Here is a 17,775-nt window from a genome sequence, read left to right on the forward strand (position 1 = left end):
CTGGGTTAGGGGCCGTGTGCCACTATTAACCTGTCTCCTCTGATGAGTGAGACAGGGGCTCAGTTCGAAACTTCAACCTCCTCACCCACATCCCTGGGCCAGGCAGCAAGCACCGCCTGCACCAGTGTTGCCAGAGGAATAGCAAAAAACACCCCCCAAAAACCCCAGAAACCACCAAACACAAGAATCGCAACTATGATCGCGACAGGGTGGAGATTAACCACTTCAGAGAAAAGCAGTGGTACCAAAACGTTCCCATCCAAGGCCTGGATAACGAAATAGGTCGCTGCAAGCCAGGCGAAGTCTGATGACCACCCCCATTGAAACCAGGCGATAAATAACACCGGTATAGTCACTACTGCGGCGCCGATATAGGGAATAATTACCGATAACCCGACCAACACCGCGAGCAGCAGTGCATAGTTCAGCCCCAAAAAAGTAAACGCCACAAAACTGAATGACCAGACGATAACGATTTCCCAGAACTTCCCTCGCACATAGTTGGCGATCTGTATATCGACATCTTTCCAGACAGTCACAGAGAAGCGGCGGTGGCTGGGCAGATAGGAGACAAACCAGTCAATAATCAGCTTTTTATCTTTCAGGAAGAAAAACACCAACAAGGGCATCAGAATCAGATAGACCACCAGAGTGATGACGCCAACCACAGATGCCAGAGACCAGGTAACTGCCTGCTGGGCAAAAGAGGCGATCTCATTGCGTATCTGTAGAATCAGTTGATCCACCTGATCCTGAGGTATCAGATCCGGGTAGCGTTCTGGTAATTGCATCAATGCCTGTTGACCAAGGGAGATCATACTTGGCAATTGCTGAAGAAAATCTGTGACCTGACGCGATAACAGCGGCAGGAGCCCAAGCATGATCAGGGCAACGAAGAGCAGAAACAGAATAAATACCAGTATCACCGATAACAGCCTGGGCCAGGAACGACGCTCCAGATGGGTGACGACACCCTCCAGGAGATAGGCGACAACGATACTTGCCAGGACCGGGGCAAGCATATTCCCCATGGTTATTACAATACCGAAAAAAAAGATCAGAAAAAGGGTCAGAAAAATGATCTGAGGATCAGAGAAATAGCGTTTGAACCAGTTGGTGATGACCTGCATGTTATTAACCCGACGCGGTATTAGGTTGTGTTCAGCTGCGCATCTGCCTATGGATAGGCATATAACGCCCAGAATTCACAGATGATCTGGTTAGGAAGCCTCTGATCAAGTCGTCAAGTGGCTTAAAAATTATTTCGATAATCTTGATAGTGCTTATCAAACAGAGCTTCCAGTTCCTCAATAACCTCTAAGGCATCCCTACCCTGCATAATGTGAGACATCATCAACGATGAGGTCTCATCCAATAATTTGTCTCGTTGAAGCATGAAATAACTGGCTGAAAGCCTTTTTATCGCCTTGACTACCGACTCTTTTGCAGGGCGTTCCACCAATTTCGGCTCAAGTGGCGTCGCCTCTTCTTCAACACTGTTGCCTAACTCCTGACGCCCGGAGAGAAACTCAGCAAAGGCGATCAGTGTAGCTCGGTCTCCAGGGGCTAACTGGGTAAAGAGATTCAACAACGCCTGTTGCTCAGAATCGAGCTTCTGCTGTTTGGGTACAAAATGCACCTAGTGTAGGGTCCTGTATTGATGAGTACTTCGCATATTATTGCTAAAAATTCTCTTTGGCATGATCAACACAGTAGCCTCTCGCGAATTCAAGCAGCTCTTCCATGGCACGCAAACGAAACTTCTGCTTCTGATGTACGAAAGAGAAGGGTCTCTCCAATGCGGGGACCAGATTAATCGCTCTAAGGGTATCCAGTTTCAACTCTTTCTGTATGGTAGCCCTGGAGACCACCGAGACACCCATTCCTGCCTCTACAGCACCCTTGACAGCTTCTGGACTACCCAACTCCATGTAGATGTTCAAGGTTGAATCAGAACTGTGATTTTCCAGATACTCATTGATTACTTCCCGAGTACCAGACCCCTCTTCACGGCAGATAAAGGGATACTCAAGCAGCTGCTCGATCTTTACCGATTCCAGATTCGACAAATCGTGATTCGGAGGCACAATCGCCACCAATTGGTCTTTACGACAAACCTCAACCACTAAATTCTTGTTGCCAACCGGTGCTTCCACAACACCTAGATCGATGTTGTTGTTTTCTACCATAGAGACAATCCCTTCAGAGTTTGAAACCCTTAAATGTATCGTCACTTCTGGATATCGGGTTCCGAAATCTCCTAGCAGGGATGGCAGCATATATTCAGCGATGGTGGTACTCGCGCCAATCGTCAGCGCCCCCCGGATCTCTCCGGTCATCTCCCTCACCGAGTTCTCCATATCCGCATACAGATCGAAAATTCGATCTGCATAACCGAATACCCGATCACCCGCTTCAGTCAGACTGATACGATTGTGGGTTCTGTCAAATAGACGTGTATTGAAATACTCTTCAAGTTGACGAACTTGAAACGTTACTGCCGGCTGGGTCATATGCAGGGTCTCAGCCGCTTTAGTGAAGCTCAAAAGACGTGCAACTGTATGAAAAACCTGTAATCTTCTATCCGCCATGGGTATATGAATTCCGATCAGTTGTTCTTTGTATGGATAAACCCTTTTTATACCACAAACAGCAACACAGAGGGAGCGTTGATCAACTTTTCCGTTTTTACCTGAGCCATGTTGTGGTAGTTTTATCTAATATCTCTAAACTCATTTCACATTGACTGGACTTGCAGATGGATGAAGAATGGTCTGGTTAGGACTAAAAACGCACCAGAACTAAATCCGAACTAAGAAAAAATGAGATAGGATAGTTCTGGAGAATAACAACAGAAAGGTGGAGGATCCGCATGCACCATAAACTCAAATTCAAGGCCACTAAACTTGGACTGGCCTGTAGCTCAGCCCTTTTAATGGCTAACTCAACTGTTCAGGCTTCTGGCTTCGCAGTCCCGGAATTAAGCATAGCGGGCCTGGCCACATCCAATGCCTTGGTTGCCAACTCTGAAGTCCTGGGTGCAATTGCCTATAACCCGGCAGCGATCTCTTTCCATGAAGGTAGTTCAGTATCCCTAGGAACACTGCTGATTCAACCTGACCTCACCGCAGACACTGGCTCAGGAACAGTAGACAGCGATGGCAATGATCTTGTGGCGGCACCAGCTATCACAGCGCATAGCACCTTGAATGAGGAGTGGGGCATTGGCATTGCTATCAATGCCCCTTTCGGACTCGAGAGCGAGTGGGATACCGAAACTTTCAGCGATCAATACCCAATGGGATCCTTCATCCCCACAAAGACCCTTCTGGAAATTGCGGCATTCAGCCCAAGCGCCTCTTACAAACTGAGTGACCAGGCCTCCCTGGCGGTCGGCATTGACTACTACTGGATGAAAACAGTGGAATTTAACAGTGTTCTCAACGATGGCAGTAACTACCCTGGGTTCAATCTTGAGGGTGACGGGAGCAGTGTAGGTTTCAATCTTGGCGGTATGCTGGTACTCGACAGCTGGAGTTTTGGTGCAAGCTATCACTCAAGCTCAAAAATCAAGGTCGAAGGTACTCTGGATGATCAAGCCGGCGTAATACCGGCCAGCGTAGGTGATGATGTAACCGCAACCCTCGAGCTGCCCTGGCGCCTGCAAGTCGGAGCAAGATACGAAGCAACCGAGAAACTTGGAATCGAGTTTGACTACACCCGCACAGGCTGGAATAAATTCGATACCCTTGACGTCAAGAGTGATAAGTATGGTTCCACTATCTTCACAAGCGTCAATAACTTCGAAAATGCCAGTGCTTATCGCCTTGGCGTAACCTATGACTTCACCCAGGCAACGCAATTAAGAATTGGCTACACCTACGATGAAACGCCGCAAAAAGATGAGTATTTCAGCCCCCGAGTCCCTGATGCTGATCGCCAGCTCTTCAGTCTGGGTGTAGGCCACACCATTAGTGATGGTTGGACATTCGACGTCGGCTATATGTATGTCCAATTCGATGAACGCACCATTGAAAGCGATCAAGCAGCAGTGGCTGGACAAGAGCTGAACGGAACCACTGCAGTGAATGGTACCTATGACTCCAGTGTTCACCTGTTTGGATTAGGCGTCACCAAAACCTTCATGTAAGCAATCCCTGAATGGATCCAGTGCGGATCTGTTTTAGGCTTCGCAGAGGGATGAGTAACAGCCGCTATTGAGTTGTTTCTATCCATCTGACTTCTGACAGGGTGCGGCGGCAGGGCCGCACCCTTCTCAATCAAATCTGCGGATGATCTTTTTCTATAGTCCAAAAAAAACGCCGCCCTTGTGGGGCGGCGCCGTGACTGCAATTACTAAGGGTTAGATGTAAAGGCAGATATCACTTGTACCCGCGAATTCAAAGAATCTTGCGGCACCGGCATATTCGATACCATCAATGAATTCGGAAGTATTCATTTCGAACAGATCCACTGTCATTTGACAGGCGATCAGTTTCACCTCGGCTTCCTGGCAAAGTTCCCGCAGTTCAGCAAGATCGGCCACACCTTTGGAGGCCATCTTTTTCTTCATCATGCTGGTCATCATGCCCTGCATGCCTGGCAGCGTCAGTCCAACCACAGGAAACCACTTATCCATACCCATAGGCATGGGCATACCGGGATTACCAAGTGGGGTAACCTCAAGATCCAGATCCTTCTTCAACAGCTGTAATCCGTAGAAGGTGAAGAAGATCTCAGTTTCGTAACCCAGTGCTGCAGCGGTTGAGGCCAATATAAAGGGCGGATAAGCCCAATCAAGAGAGCCTTTTGTTGCAATAATCGCTAACTTCTTTTCGTCTGACATCGCTTTGTCTCCAAAAAAGTCCCTATCGGGTTTGGGTCGCTGATAGCTAATCAGGCCTTTTTGATGAGGAATTCAAACTTGCCGCCGACTTCCTTGGATTCCATCAGTTCGTTACCGGTCTGATTGGCAAAAGCCTCGAAATCCTTAACTGAACCAGGATCTGTTGCAATAATGTGCAGGACTTGTCCAGATTCCATACCATTCAGGGTTTTTTTCGCACGCAGAATCGGCAGAGGACAGTTGAGTCCGCTTGCGTCCAGTTCTTGATCAAAATCTGCCATGGTATGACCTCCAGCATTTGTTAAATTGTATGTGTATTTAGTTTTTATGGAAAAATTAGACGGACATTTATATGCCAAGCGATCTATAAACGCAAGCATCAGTCAGCTCTAAAAAACCTATATTCAGACAAGCCTCAATCATTTCAGACCTGTCTGTGTAAAATCATTCCTGAACCGCAGCATCTAGCTTGCCAGCTTGGCTTCGAGACGATATCCCGACCTTGCCCAGCCCAGTATTCCTCCACGCAGATTGATTGCGTTGGTAAACCCCTGTTGTGCCAGGTAGGCGCAGGCATGGTAGGAGCGCGCACCACTATGGCAGTAGAGAATGACATCTTTGTCTTTGGGCAACTCCGCGATACGCACCGGAATAAGATGCATTGGGATATGCTCCGCGTCAGGTAGTACACCCTGGGCTAATTCACCTGCACTCCGTATATCCAAAAGCAGAAAATCACCGCCTTCGGCGATGCGGACCTCAAGATCAGAAGCGTCTATTTCCTTTATCATCACGTTCGAGCAGCCTTAATATCTCAAAAAACAGGGTTAATTAGTATATTAATGTGTTTAAATATTGCAAGTTTGTTTAACACGAAATAACCTGGCTTTTGCAAAGTGATTAACTCATGCTAGTGTGGTGTATCACACTAGTACTTTAGTCTAATAATTTACTATCCGGTTGTCTTTTATGGACTTTTTCCCAATATTCCTCGACATCAAAAACAAAACATGCCTCGTCATAGGAGGCGGTGCAGTTGCTGAAAGAAAAACTGCATTGCTGCTCAAATCCGGTGCTGATGTAGTACTCATAAGCCCAGAATTGACGCAAAACCTGACGGGGTGGCGTGATATGGGACGTCTAAATCATGTGCAAAGAGCTTTCCATGATGAGGATATTAGTGAGCAACATCTGATCATCGCTGCCACCAATGACCCGAGCTTGAACCAGCAGATTGCCAATCTTGCCAATCAGCGACGTATTCCGGTGAATGTGGTTGATCAGCCCTCTCTGTGCAGCTTTATCGTGCCATCAATTATCGACCGTTCTCCGGTAGTGGCTGCTGTCTCCACCGGTGGCGCCTCCCCGGTATTGGCACGATTGATTCGTTCCCGGCTTGAGTCCCTGATTCCTGCTGGATATGGTCGACTGGCTAATCTGTGCAATCGTTTTCGCCAACGGGTTAAAGACCATTTCAGTCAGCCTGAAGATAGGCGTCTATTCTGGGATCGGGTACTCGAGGGTGGGGTCGCCGAGAGAGTCTTTTCCGGAGATGATGATGAGGCCGACCAGTTGATGGAACGGCTGCTGTCAAATCCCAAACTGGATCAGGATATGGGAGAGGTCTATCTGGTCGGTGCAGGTCCGGGGGATCCTGACCTGCTGACCTTTCGCGCCCTGAGGCTGATGCAGCAGGCCGATGTTGTGGTCTATGACCGCCTGGTGGCAAAACCAATTCTTGAGATGACGCGCCATGATGCTGAACATGTCTATGTCGGCAAGGAGCGTGACAAGCATGCCATGCGACAGGAGGAGATCAACAAGCTGCTGGCAGAACTCGCCAAGCAGGGCAAGCGGGTGTTGCGTCTGAAAGGGGGTGATCCCTTTATCTTCGGCCGCGGTGGTGAAGAGATCGATACCCTGGCGGCAGAAGGGGTGCCTTTTCAGGTTGTACCTGGTATTACCGCTGCCTCCGGTTGCGCCTCCTACTCAGGCATTCCCCTGACCCATAGAGATTATGCCCAATCGGTCACCTTCGTGACCGGTCATCTCAAAGATGGCAGCATGAACCTTAATTGGGATATGTTGGCTCAACCGAGTCAGACACTGGTTTTCTATATGGGCCTGGTAGGACTACCGGTTATCTGTCGGGAACTGCAAAGCCATGGGGTAGCCGGTGATATGCCGATTGCCCTGATTCAACAAGGCACCACGCATCTGCAACGTGTCTTCACCGGCACCCTGGATAATATTCTGCAGATCGTTGAACAGGAACGACCTAAACCACCAACCCTGATCATTGTCGGCCATGTGGTTGAGTTGCAGGAGAAACTCTCCTGGTTTGAGGCACCTCCCCATTCAAAGCAGGGAGCCACGTCACCGGTGGATTTTTAGTCTCGCTGGTCACTGCTGCACCGAGAATCTGCGATGGGGTGCAGCAGAGCCACACGTTACCCGGCAGACTATTTGGGAGTGAGCTGATCTTCTCTTAGTTTCGGCGTAAAATAGTCGTCAGCGTCATCAATATCGACCGGTTGACCATCCTTGTCCACCATCGGCTGTTCGAAGTCATTCCAGCCGCGCAGGCCGGTTTTCAGGGAGGCCACGTTTTCATAACCCAGCATCTTCATGGAAAAGGCTGCCAGCACACTTCGATAACCCGAGCGACAAACCACGACCACCTCCTTCTGCCGAGCTTTTACCAGCTCAGGAATAGTCTCTTCATAGTCCCATTCACAAGCAGATTCGAGAATACCCCTCGGTGCATGTATCGAGTTCTCGATATGCATCGCCGCATATTCATAGGGTTCCCTTACATCCACAACAAGCAGCTCAGGATTTTCCTGCAATCGCTCTTCAAGAATCCAGGGCATGATCTCTTCAACATCCCCTAGACAATCGCTTATCAGGTTTAAAAAATTTTTCATCTACTCAACCTAGGGCCTGTTAACACTAATCGAATCGGCCCTGCTGAGACTATTTTTTCGTCCAGCAAGGCAGAATGAGTGAGGTGTTGTCATTTTACATAGGCGAATGATAACGCCGCTGGGCGGAAAAATAGCCTCAGCCCTTCGGGTTACCCCTGAAAAAACGCCACTCGGCGTTGCTCGTCGTTCATTTGGAGTGATCAAAACCTCTCTCCTCGCGCCTTGTTTGGCGCTTTTTCAGGGGCAACAGGGCCGATTCGATTAGTGTTAACAGGCCCTAACCTCTGGAACATAGGTTCTGTTCCACAGCGATCACTGCCGCTTCGACTCTAGAGTGAACCTCAAGTTTACGCAGGATAGCTTTTACATGGAGCTTTACAGTGCCATCAGAGATCCCCAGGTTACGCGCAATAACTTTATTGCTCTGACCATCTGCCAGGTGGCACAAAATTTCCCGCTCACGGGGTGTCAGTTCATCGAGTGAAGAGGCCAGGGTACTACTGCTGGGCTGCTCCCCCTGCACTGCTTTGGCAAGAATTCCGGTCAGCTCTTTGGCGACTACCGTCTGCCCCTTGGTTATCTGCTGCAGGGCATCAATCAGTTCATCGGGTTCCATGTCTTTAAGCAGATACCCCTGGGCACCATTCTGCAGCGCGTCGATAACATCTGCCTCCTCTCTGCTGGTTGTCAGCATGCTGATTGGCATTTCCGGATAGTGCTTACGCAGAACGCACAACACTTCAGTGCCGGTCATGTCGGGCATACGCATATCCAGTAGCACTACATCAGGTCGCTCATGAGCCACAGTTTCAATACCTTTCAGGCAATCACCTATTGCTATCACATCGATTCCACGACGCTCCAGGAGTTCCTGAAGGCCGATACGAAACAGAGCATGATCATCTATCACCAGTACCCGCATGTTTAAGTCACCTTTGTAGACTCGCTTCGGTTTATTGACCCGGCGACCAAATAGATTAGTTTCAGCCATAATCTATATGGTTACCGGATTATTGGTAGTGCGAATCACCAGCTCAACCCGGGTCCCTTCTCCAGGCTCACTCTCTATCGACAGCTCGCCACCCACACGTCGGGCACGCTCCTCCATGATCGACAGACCGATATGTTCACCTGGGTTACCTTGCGGAGCCGCCCCTTCAAAGCCGACGCCATCGTCTTCCACCAGGATAAGATATTGTCCCGGCCCACGACAACGTAGCAGGACTCTGACCGTATGGGCATTCGCATGTTTACGGATATTGGCCAAAGATTCCTGGACAATCCGCAATGCCTGCATCTCTTGTGAGGTGTCCAGATCGGTAATATGGCAGTCCGGCTGAAAGAAAGCCGAGATACCTGTCTCCTGGTCAAAACGCTCTACCAGCTTGCTCAATGCGGGAACCAGACCGCGCTGATCCATAGGAGCTCGAAAACTATTGATCAGTTCCCGCAATTCATCATGGGCCTCATCCAGGCCATTATGGATACGCTTCGCCTCCTGCTCAGCCATCTCAGACACTGGCTCATTTTGCAGTGTCTCCTCCAGCATACGTACCTGAAAACGCAAACTCGCCAGGGTCTGAGCGAGGGAATCGTGCAGCTCATGTGCTAGTGATGTTCGCTCTTCAACAATCGATAGACGCCGGGCTTCGGAGTCTGATCTCTGTTTGGCAACTGCCATACCCAGATGACTGCCGATAGTATTCAGTATATCCAGTACATCTTCACGCCCATCATAGATACCAGGCTTGTCCACATAGAGGTGGTAGAAACCCAGCACATCGCCGTGATACCACATCGGTACTGAAACCCGCTCCACCTCATCTACGCTGAACATCCGTCTGCCATTACGATGGGTGCAGAGCCGGGGATTCTGGCTACAGAGGATATCCCCCGGAGAGAGGGCGATACCGCACTGACATAGCTTTATAGGTAACAATTCCTGACCGTTATAGAGCTTGCCTTCCAGATCGATACATCCAACCTGACGTACCTTATCGTCCGGCAGAACAAGATGTACCGTAGCTGAGCGGGCGTTAACCATGCGTTTAAAAACCTCCATGTACTGTAGTAGCAGTTCATCCAGGTTTTCCGATTGATTGATACCGGCCGCCACATCGTAGAGTACCTGCAGGGATGTTGTCTTCTGCGCCAGACGCAGAGTCTGACGTGCCACCCTGACCTCCATATCTTCATAGATATCGGTCAACTCTTCGCTCAGACTGTCTATATCACGAGCCATACCGCTCAACACACCACTCGGTTCAAAGGTCTTTTTACTGGAGACAGGCTCACCCTGACAGACCTGATTCACCGTCTGCTCCAGCGATGAGAGCGGTCGCAGAAGTTGACTGCGCAGACGAATCATCACCAACACCATGGAGAAGAGCGCCAGCGAAATCCCAAGCAGCAACACAACCTGTAGAGAAGACCGGCCGCCTGATTCACCAATCAGCATCAGAATTGAGCTTAAACTGACCAACAGGCTCAGCCCCAGAAAAAGGATAGGCAACAGCAGATTACCGGTAAACAAGATTCGCAGACTCGGCCAGTGCTTGCGATCAATGATACTCTCCAGCCAGGTCAGCCACCTGTGCAGGGGGCCCTGAGTCATCCCTGGCGTAGAGAGAGATTCATTAGAAGTTGTTTTCTGTTCCGCTTGCATATCGTGACTCTATCACGAACCTGAAAATCCGGTCAGTTATCCAACCCGTTTAACTTCTGTTGCAGATAGGCCAGTCGCCAGGCACGAATCGCATCACCCAACGCTTGCCCCTTCAACCCCGACTGACTGATCTCCTCAGGCACCGGCTCCAGCACAACCTGCACTGCATGATCCAGTCGGGCATTCAAATTCTCCATTATGGCGGGCCAGAGAGCCTCTGCACTTAACAGAAATCGCTGATATCGCTCTGGCTGTTGTCGAGGTTTGAGCACCATAACCAGATCAAACAGGTTATCCGTACCCTCAATAAGATCGAGTCGCGAACTGAAATACAAGAGATCACCTAAGGTTTGTGCTGTCTGCTTATCGATACGTCGCAACCCTATCCAGCTCTTGGCATCAGACTGCTTTTGTGCGCTATGAAACAGCGCCACAGAACTGCGGACCGCAGACTCATCGCTTATGGATACAACACGCTTGAGTCCTGACACCAGTTGAGATACCTCTGCAGAGCCATGTCCGGCGGAATCCCTATCCATCTCCTGTGCCACTTCCGGTAGCAATCCCTGCAAAGCCCCGCAACGATGCAGTACTTCGAAAAAACGCCAGGGTTGTGATTCGCTCATCGATCGGCTCATCTCCCGCCAGACTCGCTCTGCAGAGAGCGTCTGTAACTCTGACTCAGTGGCCATCTTTTTCATCAATCCATGGGTTGCGTGGGCAACCCTAAATCCCCACTCTCCCAGTTTCGCTGCAAAACGGGCAATACGCAGCAGCCTCAATGGGTCTTCACTGAAAGCCGGGGTAATATGACGCAGCAGCCCCTCATCCAGATCACGCTGTCCCTCGCAGAGATCAATAACATTGCCCGAATCGTCCATCGCTAAAGCGTTGATCGTAAGATCACGACGAAGCAGATCCTGCTCGAGGGTAATCTCAGCTCCGTATGAAAGCTCAAATCCTTTATAACCGGGAGCAGTTTTTACTTCGACTCTTGCCAGTGCGTACTCTTCACCACTCTCTGGATGGAGGAATACGGGAAAATCCATATCAGCTCGAGTATATCCTTTCGCAAGCATCTCTTCCGGGGTAGCACCCACAACCACCCAGTCCCGTTCGCTAAAGGGGAGACCCAATAGCTGATCCCGAACTGCACCACCTACCAGATAGACTTTCATCGACAAATCCCTATCGGTAGAGAATCAGGCATCATGGTCTGACCTCTGCTGTCGTTGATTCCTGCAGACTGGCCTGTTGCTGTTTTTGCTGCAACAACCACATCTGTTGGTAGTGCCCCTGACGCTGCAACAGCTGCTGGTGGGTACCCTGTTCGATAATGGCACCCTGATCCATAACCAGAATACGATCTGCATCGACCACAGTGGAGAGACGGTGGGCAATCACCAGGGTGGTGTGGTTTCTAGCCACCTCTCCCAGTGTCTCCTGTATCGCCTGTTCTGTCTTGGTATCGAGTGAGGAGGTAGCCTCATCAAAGATTAGAATCTGTGGTCGTTTCAACATCGCTCTTGCTATTGCGACACGCTGTTTTTCGCCTCCGGAAAGCTTCAACCCGCGCTCCCCGACTATCGTCTGATAGCCATCGGGTAATTGCTGAATAAATTCTGAGATTTGAGCGATGCGTGCAGCCTCTTCAATCTCCTCTTGGGTTGCATTAGGTCGACCGTAGGCAAGATTATAGAGAATGCTCTCATTGAACAGTACAGTGTCCTGAGGAACTATGCCGATTGCTGACCGCAAGCTCTCGCGTGTAACCTGACGGATATCCTGGCCATCGATTAAGATGGCGCCTTGGGTGACGTCATAGAATCTAAACAGGAGTCGCGACAGGGTCGATTTTCCCGCCCCGCTATGCCCTACCACCGCAAGTTTCTCAGCTGCCTTCAGGGTAAAGTCCACTTTGCGCAGGATCTGTCGCTCTGACTGATAGGAAAAATCGACCTGTTCAAAACGTACTTCCCCACCCTGCAGAACTAAGCTGGTTGCATCCTCAGCATCGGTGATCTCTGGCTCTTGTTCTAAAAGCTTAAAGATCAGATCCATATCGGCAAGGGAGTATTTGATCTGACGATAGACGATGCCAAGAAAATTAAGGGGGATAAAGAGTTGCAGCATGAAGGCATTGACCAGCACCAGGTCACCGATGGTCATAGTGCCATCAACAACCCCTTTGGCAGCGAAGATCATAATAAAGGTAACACCGACTGCAATGATGCCCCCTTGCCCGAAATTCAGCAGAGACATGGAGGTCTGACTTTTTACCGCATTCTCCTCCCAGTTTGAGAGCGTCTCATCGAAGCGGTGAAGCTCCAGCTTTTCGTTGCCGAAATACTTAACAGTTTCGTAATTGATCAAGCTGTCGAAGGCCTGGCTATTGGCCTCGGAATCGAGACGATTCATGATATGGCGATACTCCATGCGCCACTCTGTAATCGCAAGGGTAAAGCCGACATAGATAATCACAGTGCCAAAGGTTACCAGGCTAAAGGCAATGTCATATTGAGTAAGCAGTACTGCTGCCACCAGGGAAAACTCCACCACCATCGGTAAGATACTGAAAACCATGTAGTTCAGAATAGTGCTGACCGAGCGGGTACCCCGTTCAAGATCGCGGCTGATCGCCCCCGTCTTACGCTCCAGATGGAATCGTAGCGACAGTTCATGCAGATGGGTCAGGACACGATTGGAAAGATTACGCATTGCCCGATACCGCACCCGAGCAAAAACAGCATCCCGCAACTCATTGAAAAGGGAGCTGGCAAGCCTCAAGGCGCCATAAGCCAGCAGCAGGAAAAGGGGCAGTATCAGTATCGTTTGCTCACCAGTTTCCAAGCCATCCACAATCTCCTTGAGCAGCAGAGGTATACCGACATTAGCCAGTTTGGCCAATACCAGACAGCCCAGGGCAAACATAGCACGCCCCCGATACTCCCAAAGAAATGGCAGCATGCTTTTCAGATTGTGAAGATCCCGCCTATCAGTATGGACAGAACTTTGGGATGAGATATGGTGGGCCATAGTGGTCTGCGGTGAATCAAAACGAGCATGGTATCGAAATTCAGTCTGATATGCGCGCAGCATCTAGTGAAATAGACTATTCCATATATCAGGCATGGTTATTATGAAGCTGTGCACTGAACCACTGAACAGGATATATTGTGCTGCCAAGTTGAATAAACCGTGAAGTAAATAGTGTGATAGCTCATGAGTAATGATTGCAGTTATAACGAACTCTACCCCCTACAGGTACTGGATGACAGCATGCAACCGGAATTTCCGGAAAAATGCATCATAGTCATCGAACCCTCGGAAATCTGTGCCACCGGCGCCTATGTGGTTGCTGAAGCCCAAGGTGAAAGATGGTTCCGCCAATACATTTCGAAAAGTGAATCGGATAAACGGCTGGTTGCCCTCAACCAGGGCTATCCGGATATTGAGTTGAAAGCGGGTGAATACAAGATTGTCGGTGTTGTGGTTCAACGAAACATCGGACGGGAAATCAAGCACTACCACCCTTATGTCCCTGGCGGCACACCGCCAAAAACCATACCCGTCAATTGAGTCCTGATTCAGGTTGCATCGCAGAACGCTTTGGTTTCTCTCTGCCTCACTCTTTTTTACTGTTATCAGCGGGAGTTACGCTACTGTTACCTCGTCATAGATTCTGTACCATTCAGAGCCGCCCCGATACGTCAGATCAAGGCGTGGCTCGCAGGGAATGGCAGGCCCTTTACAAGAGCCACAACGCATAATTAAGCGTCCCTGCTGTTTTTTCCTGTATTCAGGCTATTCTCATAATGAGGAGTGAGTAAACCTGACTCTAAGGTTCACTGTTTGATGGGTAGCCTGCCAATTTGTCGCTAACAGAACCGTTACAATAATATTTTTGTGCCTAGTGGACCGCATGGTAAGTTCGGTAACACTCAGAGCCTAGTGAATCGTCACACCAAGCAGGAGAGAAACCATGAATATCGATCTCGCAGATGTCACTCTGCATGTTGATGAAACCCTGGACACCAAAGGCTTGGCGAATCTGGAAGATGCGTTTCGCAACCGGGAAGGTGTGGTCTCTGTACATGTGGATAAAAAGCGCCCCCATCTCTTTGTACTTGAATACAATCCAGAGAGGGTCAACAGCAAAGACCTACTGACCATAACCCAGTATCAAGGCCTGCACGCCGAACTGATCGGCTTATGATTAATCTATTTGGCTAGCGCGGATTGGTAGCTATACCTCAGGGAGGAAGATCAATATATTTCACCAATTTCAAGATGATATCGAAAAACAAGTTTCGCTATCCAGGTAGGGTGGGGCCATGCCCCACCATAAGCAGGTTAACAATTGCATTTGCTTGCCGGGTTAATAATTATTAAAAAATATTGAGCTTCTATCCCCATTTTGGTGGGGCATGGCCCCACCCTACAGCTCGTGGAGGGGTGTAAATAGCCGGTGTATATCAGCTCACAAAAAATGAGTCTCCATACAAAAACCACAAACCCCAGAAGTAATCTGAATTATTTTTTACAGATAGCCATGAACCCGTTGATAACCCCTGCTTCAATTAGGATAATCATCCAAAAGTCCAGCAGTCACTCTAAAATAACCTCAAACTCTATTTGTAATAGACACCTTGAGATGAGAATCTATTGACGCAGCAACAGTGAGCACTTAGTGTGGTTATTTAATAATAAAATTAAACCAGGGCCTGTTAACACTAATCGAATAGGCCCTAAGAATGATTATCTTTTCAAGGTATCTAAACGCCTCTATCTGGAACAATAAATTTTTTATCATTGGATAATGAATTCATCCAGTTCGTAGGCCGTTTATTTACCAGACATTTACAGATTGGGAGTATGGAGATGCAGAGAGTGACAATTGTTGGCAGTGGTTTCGCTGCTCTGACTGCGATCAAAACCTTACGTGCAAAAAACAGCTCAGCAGAGATTACTGTTGTCAGCCCCAAAGCAGAATTCCACTACCTCCCAGGCTCCATATGGATTCCTTCCGGAATCCGCGAAGCCAGTGATCTGATCATCCCCTTGGGTCCCTTCTTCAAGCGGATGAATGTCAAACATGTACAGGGCCTGGCAACCGGACTTAGTAGCGATGGGCGCAGCCTGGAAACCAGCGAGGGCAGTATTGAAAATGATGGACTGATCATCGCCTCCGGTGGACGGTTTATCAAGAAACTGCCCGGTATAGAACACGCAATCACACCCTGTGAAGGTATCGATGCAACCTTAAAAATTCGCCACCGTTTAAGAGAGATGGACGGCGGCATTATAGCAATCGGTTTTTCAGGCAATCCAAAAGAGCCAAGTGCAATGCGTGGTGGCCCAATGTTTGAGTTCCTGTTTGGTATCGACAGGCAACTACGACTGGAAAAACGACGAGATAATTTTAAATTGATCTTCTTTACCCCGGCAGAAAACCCAGGCCAACGGCTCGGCCCAAAGGCGGTTACCGGCCTGGTAAGAGAGATGAAAAAGCGCGACATCGAAACCCATCTGGGACATAAGATGGTCAAGTTCACAGCCACCAGCGTGGAGACCCAAGGCGGTGTATTCGATACCGATCTTATTCTGTTTATGCCAGGCATGACGGGCAATCAATGGTTCGACAATACAGACCTTCCCCGCTCCCCTGGTGGATTGATCCGTGCAGATGCACAGTGCCGGGTGGAAGGGATGGAACGTGTTTATGTGGCTGGTGATTCAGGCAGCTTTCCCGGCCCGGACTGGATGCCGAAACAGGCTCATATGGCTGACCTGCAAGCAGAAGCTGCAGTTAAAAACCTGATCTCCGATTGGCAGGGAAAACCTGCTGAAGAGACTTTTAAAGTGGAGCTTGTGTGCATCGTGGACAGTCAAACCAGTGGTATGTTGGTTGCCCGCACAATGAAGCGAAATATCGTAATGCCAAGTATGCGCATTTTTCATTGGATGAAACGGTTTTTTGAATGGTGGTATCTACGCCAATACCGCTAATCTATCTATAGGATCTGCAATCCTACCCTATTTCAATGACAGCTGGCTTTACAGGAATAAGACAACAAGAGTTTGATATATACCTTGAACATGGAGTGTTACGTGGCGACCGAAACCATATCTGCGGTATCGAAAGGCGAATGGAAAGCACTGCTTCTGCAGGAAGAGAAAAAAAATGAACGGTATGCCAATTACATCAGGTTGCTGCTGACGCTGCTCTACCTGGGGGTCGCCTTCACCATTAAGGATGAGATACCATCCTATTCATTCAACGCCATCATCTCGTCCGCACTGATCAGCTGCATCTACGGGTTACTGGTTTTCAATACGCTGAGAACGGCAAATCCACCCAGATGGATCAAATACAGTTCCATCTCAATCGACATCATACTGCTATCGATAGTGATCTACAGTTTCGGCAGCTTCCGCTCTTTCAAGACAGAAGCTTTTCTGCTCTATTATCTCTGGATAGGACTCTCCACTTTACGCTTTTCGCCCCGCCTTACATTCACTGCAGGAGCATTAAGCACACTCTCTTATCTGCTCATTGTCTGGTTGGCGATCAACAATAACACCATCGAACTGGGAACTATCACTGAAGAGTTCACCAGCGATCGTGTCAGCAGTCTCAACATTATTCTACGACTGCTCTTTCTATCATCATTTATTGCATTATCAGTTTACACTGCCTATATCTTCAGGGTTATCGCAGCCAGGGCACTCAGCGAGCAACTATTAGAGGTGCGCAATCATGAGATGAGCAACACATTGGATCAACTGCGCAAAACACAAAAACAACTGGCAACAAAAAACCGCGAGCTTGCCACCCTTTCAGAAATCGACATGCTGAGTCAGCTCTATAACCGACGAAAAATTGATGAAATTATGCGCGAAGCCTTAGTCGAGGTAATCGCTCAGCCGACAACCTCGCTCTCCCTGATACTGCTCGATATCGATCTATTTAAGAGCTACAACGATAGCCATGGCCACTTAGTGGGCGATCAAGTCATACGCAAGGTTGCAGAGTTACTTATGAAGTCTGCACGGGGCAATGATTATATCGGCCGTTGGGGCGGTGAGGAGTTTATTATAATCTGCAAGCAAACAAATGCCCACGATGCGTCGATTATTGCCGAACGATTGCGTCGGACCATTGAGACCACAACTTTAGAAACAGTCGGTAGTGTAACCTGTAGCTTTGGCGTCTCCCAGTATCGGCGGAACGACGGTGCTGACAGCTTGCTGAAGCGTGCAGATGAAGCCCTCTACCACTCCAAAGAAGCCGGTCGAAATTGTGTTACTTTAAAAAAGTAAATATAAGGAGCAAA

Annotated in this window: 17 protein-coding genes; 6 read left to right on the top strand and 11 right to left on the bottom strand. The window is 48.9% G+C overall.

Features of this window, described 5'->3' with window-relative positions:
* Positions 1 to 59: 59 nt before the first annotated feature.
* The 3 genes from AC4IFB_RS16925 to AC4IFB_RS16935 all read right to left on the bottom strand — a co-directional run bounded on the left by AC4IFB_RS16925 (position 60) and on the right by AC4IFB_RS16935 (position 2,591).
* Complete coding sequence (locus AC4IFB_RS16925; RefSeq protein ID WP_490780779.1) at positions 60 to 1,130, bottom strand: AI-2E family transporter; 1,071 nt, start codon at positions 1,128 to 1,130, stop codon at positions 60 to 62.
* Positions 1,131 to 1,252: 122 nt separating this feature from the next.
* On the bottom strand, positions 1,253 to 1,639 hold the full coding sequence (locus AC4IFB_RS16930; protein WP_490777896.1) for a hypothetical protein: 387 nt from the start codon (positions 1,637 to 1,639) through the stop codon (positions 1,253 to 1,255).
* Positions 1,640 to 1,682: 43 nt separating this feature from the next.
* Positions 1,683 to 2,591: a selenium metabolism-associated LysR family transcriptional regulator gene (locus AC4IFB_RS16935; protein ID WP_490777895.1), complete on the bottom strand. Its 909-nt coding sequence runs from the start codon at positions 2,589 to 2,591 to the stop codon at positions 1,683 to 1,685.
* Positions 2,592 to 2,872: 281 nt separating this feature from the next.
* Here AC4IFB_RS16935 and AC4IFB_RS16940 point away from each other — a divergent pair, with 281 nt between their 5' ends.
* The gene (locus AC4IFB_RS16940; RefSeq protein WP_490777894.1) at positions 2,873 to 4,150 is read left to right on the top strand and encodes an OmpP1/FadL family transporter; all 1,278 of its coding nucleotides are present in this window, start codon (positions 2,873 to 2,875) and stop codon (positions 4,148 to 4,150) included.
* 213 nt (positions 4,151 to 4,363) lie between these two features.
* On the opposite strand, the gene dsrE2 is transcribed toward AC4IFB_RS16940, so the two are convergent.
* The 3 genes from dsrE2 to AC4IFB_RS16955 form a co-directional block, all read right to left on the bottom strand.
* Entirely contained in the window at positions 4,364 to 4,846 is a 483-nt protein-coding gene (dsrE2, locus tag AC4IFB_RS16945) for a sulfur carrier protein DsrE2 (RefSeq protein ID WP_490777893.1), read from the bottom strand.
* 50 nt (positions 4,847 to 4,896) lie between these two features.
* Entirely contained in the window at positions 4,897 to 5,127 is a 231-nt protein-coding gene (locus tag AC4IFB_RS16950; protein WP_490777892.1) for a sulfurtransferase TusA family protein, read from the bottom strand.
* A gap of 183 nt (positions 5,128 to 5,310) precedes the next feature.
* Positions 5,311 to 5,637, bottom strand: a complete 327-nt coding sequence (locus AC4IFB_RS16955; RefSeq protein WP_490777932.1) for a rhodanese-like domain-containing protein — start codon at positions 5,635 to 5,637, stop codon at positions 5,311 to 5,313.
* Positions 5,638 to 5,815: 178 nt separating this feature from the next.
* Between AC4IFB_RS16955 and cysG the strand changes: the two genes are divergently transcribed.
* Entirely contained in the window at positions 5,816 to 7,240 is a 1,425-nt protein-coding gene (cysG, locus tag AC4IFB_RS16960; RefSeq protein ID WP_490780780.1) for a siroheme synthase CysG, read from the top strand.
* A 68-nt stretch (positions 7,241 to 7,308) separates the two neighbouring features.
* Here the strand turns inward: cysG and AC4IFB_RS16965 are convergent, their stop codons facing one another.
* The 5 genes from AC4IFB_RS16965 to AC4IFB_RS16985 form a co-directional block, all read right to left on the bottom strand.
* Positions 7,309 to 7,773, bottom strand: a complete 465-nt coding sequence (locus AC4IFB_RS16965) for a rhodanese-like domain-containing protein (RefSeq protein WP_490780781.1) — start codon at positions 7,771 to 7,773, stop codon at positions 7,309 to 7,311.
* 277 nt (positions 7,774 to 8,050) lie between these two features.
* Positions 8,051 to 8,695 (bottom strand): response regulator, encoded by a 645-nt coding sequence (locus AC4IFB_RS16970; protein ID WP_490777931.1) that lies wholly within the window; start codon positions 8,693 to 8,695, stop codon positions 8,051 to 8,053.
* A 72-nt stretch (positions 8,696 to 8,767) separates the two neighbouring features.
* The gene (locus AC4IFB_RS16975; protein ID WP_490780782.1) at positions 8,768 to 10,438 is read right to left on the bottom strand and encodes a histidine kinase; all 1,671 of its coding nucleotides are present in this window, start codon (positions 10,436 to 10,438) and stop codon (positions 8,768 to 8,770) included.
* A gap of 32 nt (positions 10,439 to 10,470) precedes the next feature.
* Positions 10,471 to 11,616, bottom strand: a complete 1,146-nt coding sequence (locus AC4IFB_RS16980) for a tRNA nucleotidyltransferase/poly(A) polymerase-related protein (RefSeq protein ID WP_490780783.1) — start codon at positions 11,614 to 11,616, stop codon at positions 10,471 to 10,473.
* Positions 11,617 to 11,647: 31 nt separating this feature from the next.
* The gene (locus AC4IFB_RS16985) at positions 11,648 to 13,474 is read right to left on the bottom strand and encodes an ABCB family ABC transporter ATP-binding protein/permease (RefSeq protein WP_490780784.1); all 1,827 of its coding nucleotides are present in this window, start codon (positions 13,472 to 13,474) and stop codon (positions 11,648 to 11,650) included.
* Between the two features lie 186 nt (positions 13,475 to 13,660).
* On the opposite strand from AC4IFB_RS16985, the gene AC4IFB_RS16990 reads away from it, so the two are divergent.
* The 4 genes from AC4IFB_RS16990 to AC4IFB_RS17005 all read left to right on the top strand — a co-directional run bounded on the left by AC4IFB_RS16990 (position 13,661) and on the right by AC4IFB_RS17005 (position 17,761).
* Positions 13,661 to 14,017, top strand: coding sequence for a S24 family peptidase (locus tag AC4IFB_RS16990; protein ID WP_490780785.1), 357 nt, complete (start codon positions 13,661 to 13,663; stop codon positions 14,015 to 14,017).
* Positions 14,018 to 14,420: 403 nt separating this feature from the next.
* Positions 14,421 to 14,654: an ATP-binding protein gene (locus AC4IFB_RS16995; RefSeq protein WP_490777885.1), complete on the top strand. Its 234-nt coding sequence runs from the start codon at positions 14,421 to 14,423 to the stop codon at positions 14,652 to 14,654.
* 665 nt (positions 14,655 to 15,319) lie between these two features.
* Complete coding sequence (locus tag AC4IFB_RS17000; RefSeq protein ID WP_490777884.1) at positions 15,320 to 16,447, top strand: NAD(P)/FAD-dependent oxidoreductase; 1,128 nt, start codon at positions 15,320 to 15,322, stop codon at positions 16,445 to 16,447.
* Between the two features lie 102 nt (positions 16,448 to 16,549).
* The gene (locus tag AC4IFB_RS17005; RefSeq protein WP_490780786.1) at positions 16,550 to 17,761 is read left to right on the top strand and encodes a GGDEF domain-containing protein; all 1,212 of its coding nucleotides are present in this window, start codon (positions 16,550 to 16,552) and stop codon (positions 17,759 to 17,761) included.
* The last annotated feature ends 14 nt before the right edge of the window (positions 17,762 to 17,775 follow it).

It is taken from the genome of Candidatus Thiodiazotropha sp. AKIB8 (genome assembly GCF_058244675.1).

Bases quoted from the DNA above. Each gene is read 5' to 3' on its own strand.
- AC4IFB_RS16925 (WP_490780779.1), bottom strand. From the start codon at position 1,130: ATGCAGGTCATCACCAACTGGTTCAAACGCTATTTCTCTGATCCTCAG.
- AC4IFB_RS16935 (WP_490777895.1), bottom strand. From the start codon at position 2,591: ATGGCGGATAGAAGATTACAGGTTTTTCATACAGTTGCACGTCTTTTG.
- AC4IFB_RS16940 (WP_490777894.1), top strand. From the start codon at position 2,873: ATGCACCATAAACTCAAATTCAAGGCCACTAAACTTGGACTGGCCTGT.
- dsrE2 (WP_490777893.1), bottom strand. From the start codon at position 4,846: ATGTCAGACGAAAAGAAGTTAGCGATTATTGCAACAAAAGGCTCTCTT.
- AC4IFB_RS16950 (WP_490777892.1), bottom strand. From the start codon at position 5,127: ATGGCAGATTTTGATCAAGAACTGGACGCAAGCGGACTCAACTGTCCT.
- AC4IFB_RS16955 (WP_490777932.1), bottom strand. From the start codon at position 5,637: ATGATAAAGGAAATAGACGCTTCTGATCTTGAGGTCCGCATCGCCGAA.
- cysG (WP_490780780.1), top strand. From the start codon at position 5,816: ATGGACTTTTTCCCAATATTCCTCGACATCAAAAACAAAACATGCCTC.
- AC4IFB_RS16965 (WP_490780781.1), bottom strand. From the start codon at position 7,773: ATGAAAAATTTTTTAAACCTGATAAGCGATTGTCTAGGGGATGTTGAA.
- AC4IFB_RS16970 (WP_490777931.1), bottom strand. From the start codon at position 8,695: ATGCGGGTACTGGTGATAGATGATCATGCTCTGTTTCGTATCGGCCTT.
- AC4IFB_RS16975 (WP_490780782.1), bottom strand. From the start codon at position 10,438: ATGCAAGCGGAACAGAAAACAACTTCTAATGAATCTCTCTCTACGCCA.
- AC4IFB_RS16980 (WP_490780783.1), bottom strand. From the start codon at position 11,616: ATGAAAGTCTATCTGGTAGGTGGTGCAGTTCGGGATCAGCTATTGGGT.
- AC4IFB_RS16985 (WP_490780784.1), bottom strand. From the start codon at position 13,474: ATGGCCCACCATATCTCATCCCAAAGTTCTGTCCATACTGATAGGCGG.
- AC4IFB_RS16990 (WP_490780785.1), top strand. From the start codon at position 13,661: ATGAGTAATGATTGCAGTTATAACGAACTCTACCCCCTACAGGTACTG.
- AC4IFB_RS16995 (WP_490777885.1), top strand. From the start codon at position 14,421: ATGAATATCGATCTCGCAGATGTCACTCTGCATGTTGATGAAACCCTG.
- AC4IFB_RS17000 (WP_490777884.1), top strand. From the start codon at position 15,320: ATGCAGAGAGTGACAATTGTTGGCAGTGGTTTCGCTGCTCTGACTGCG.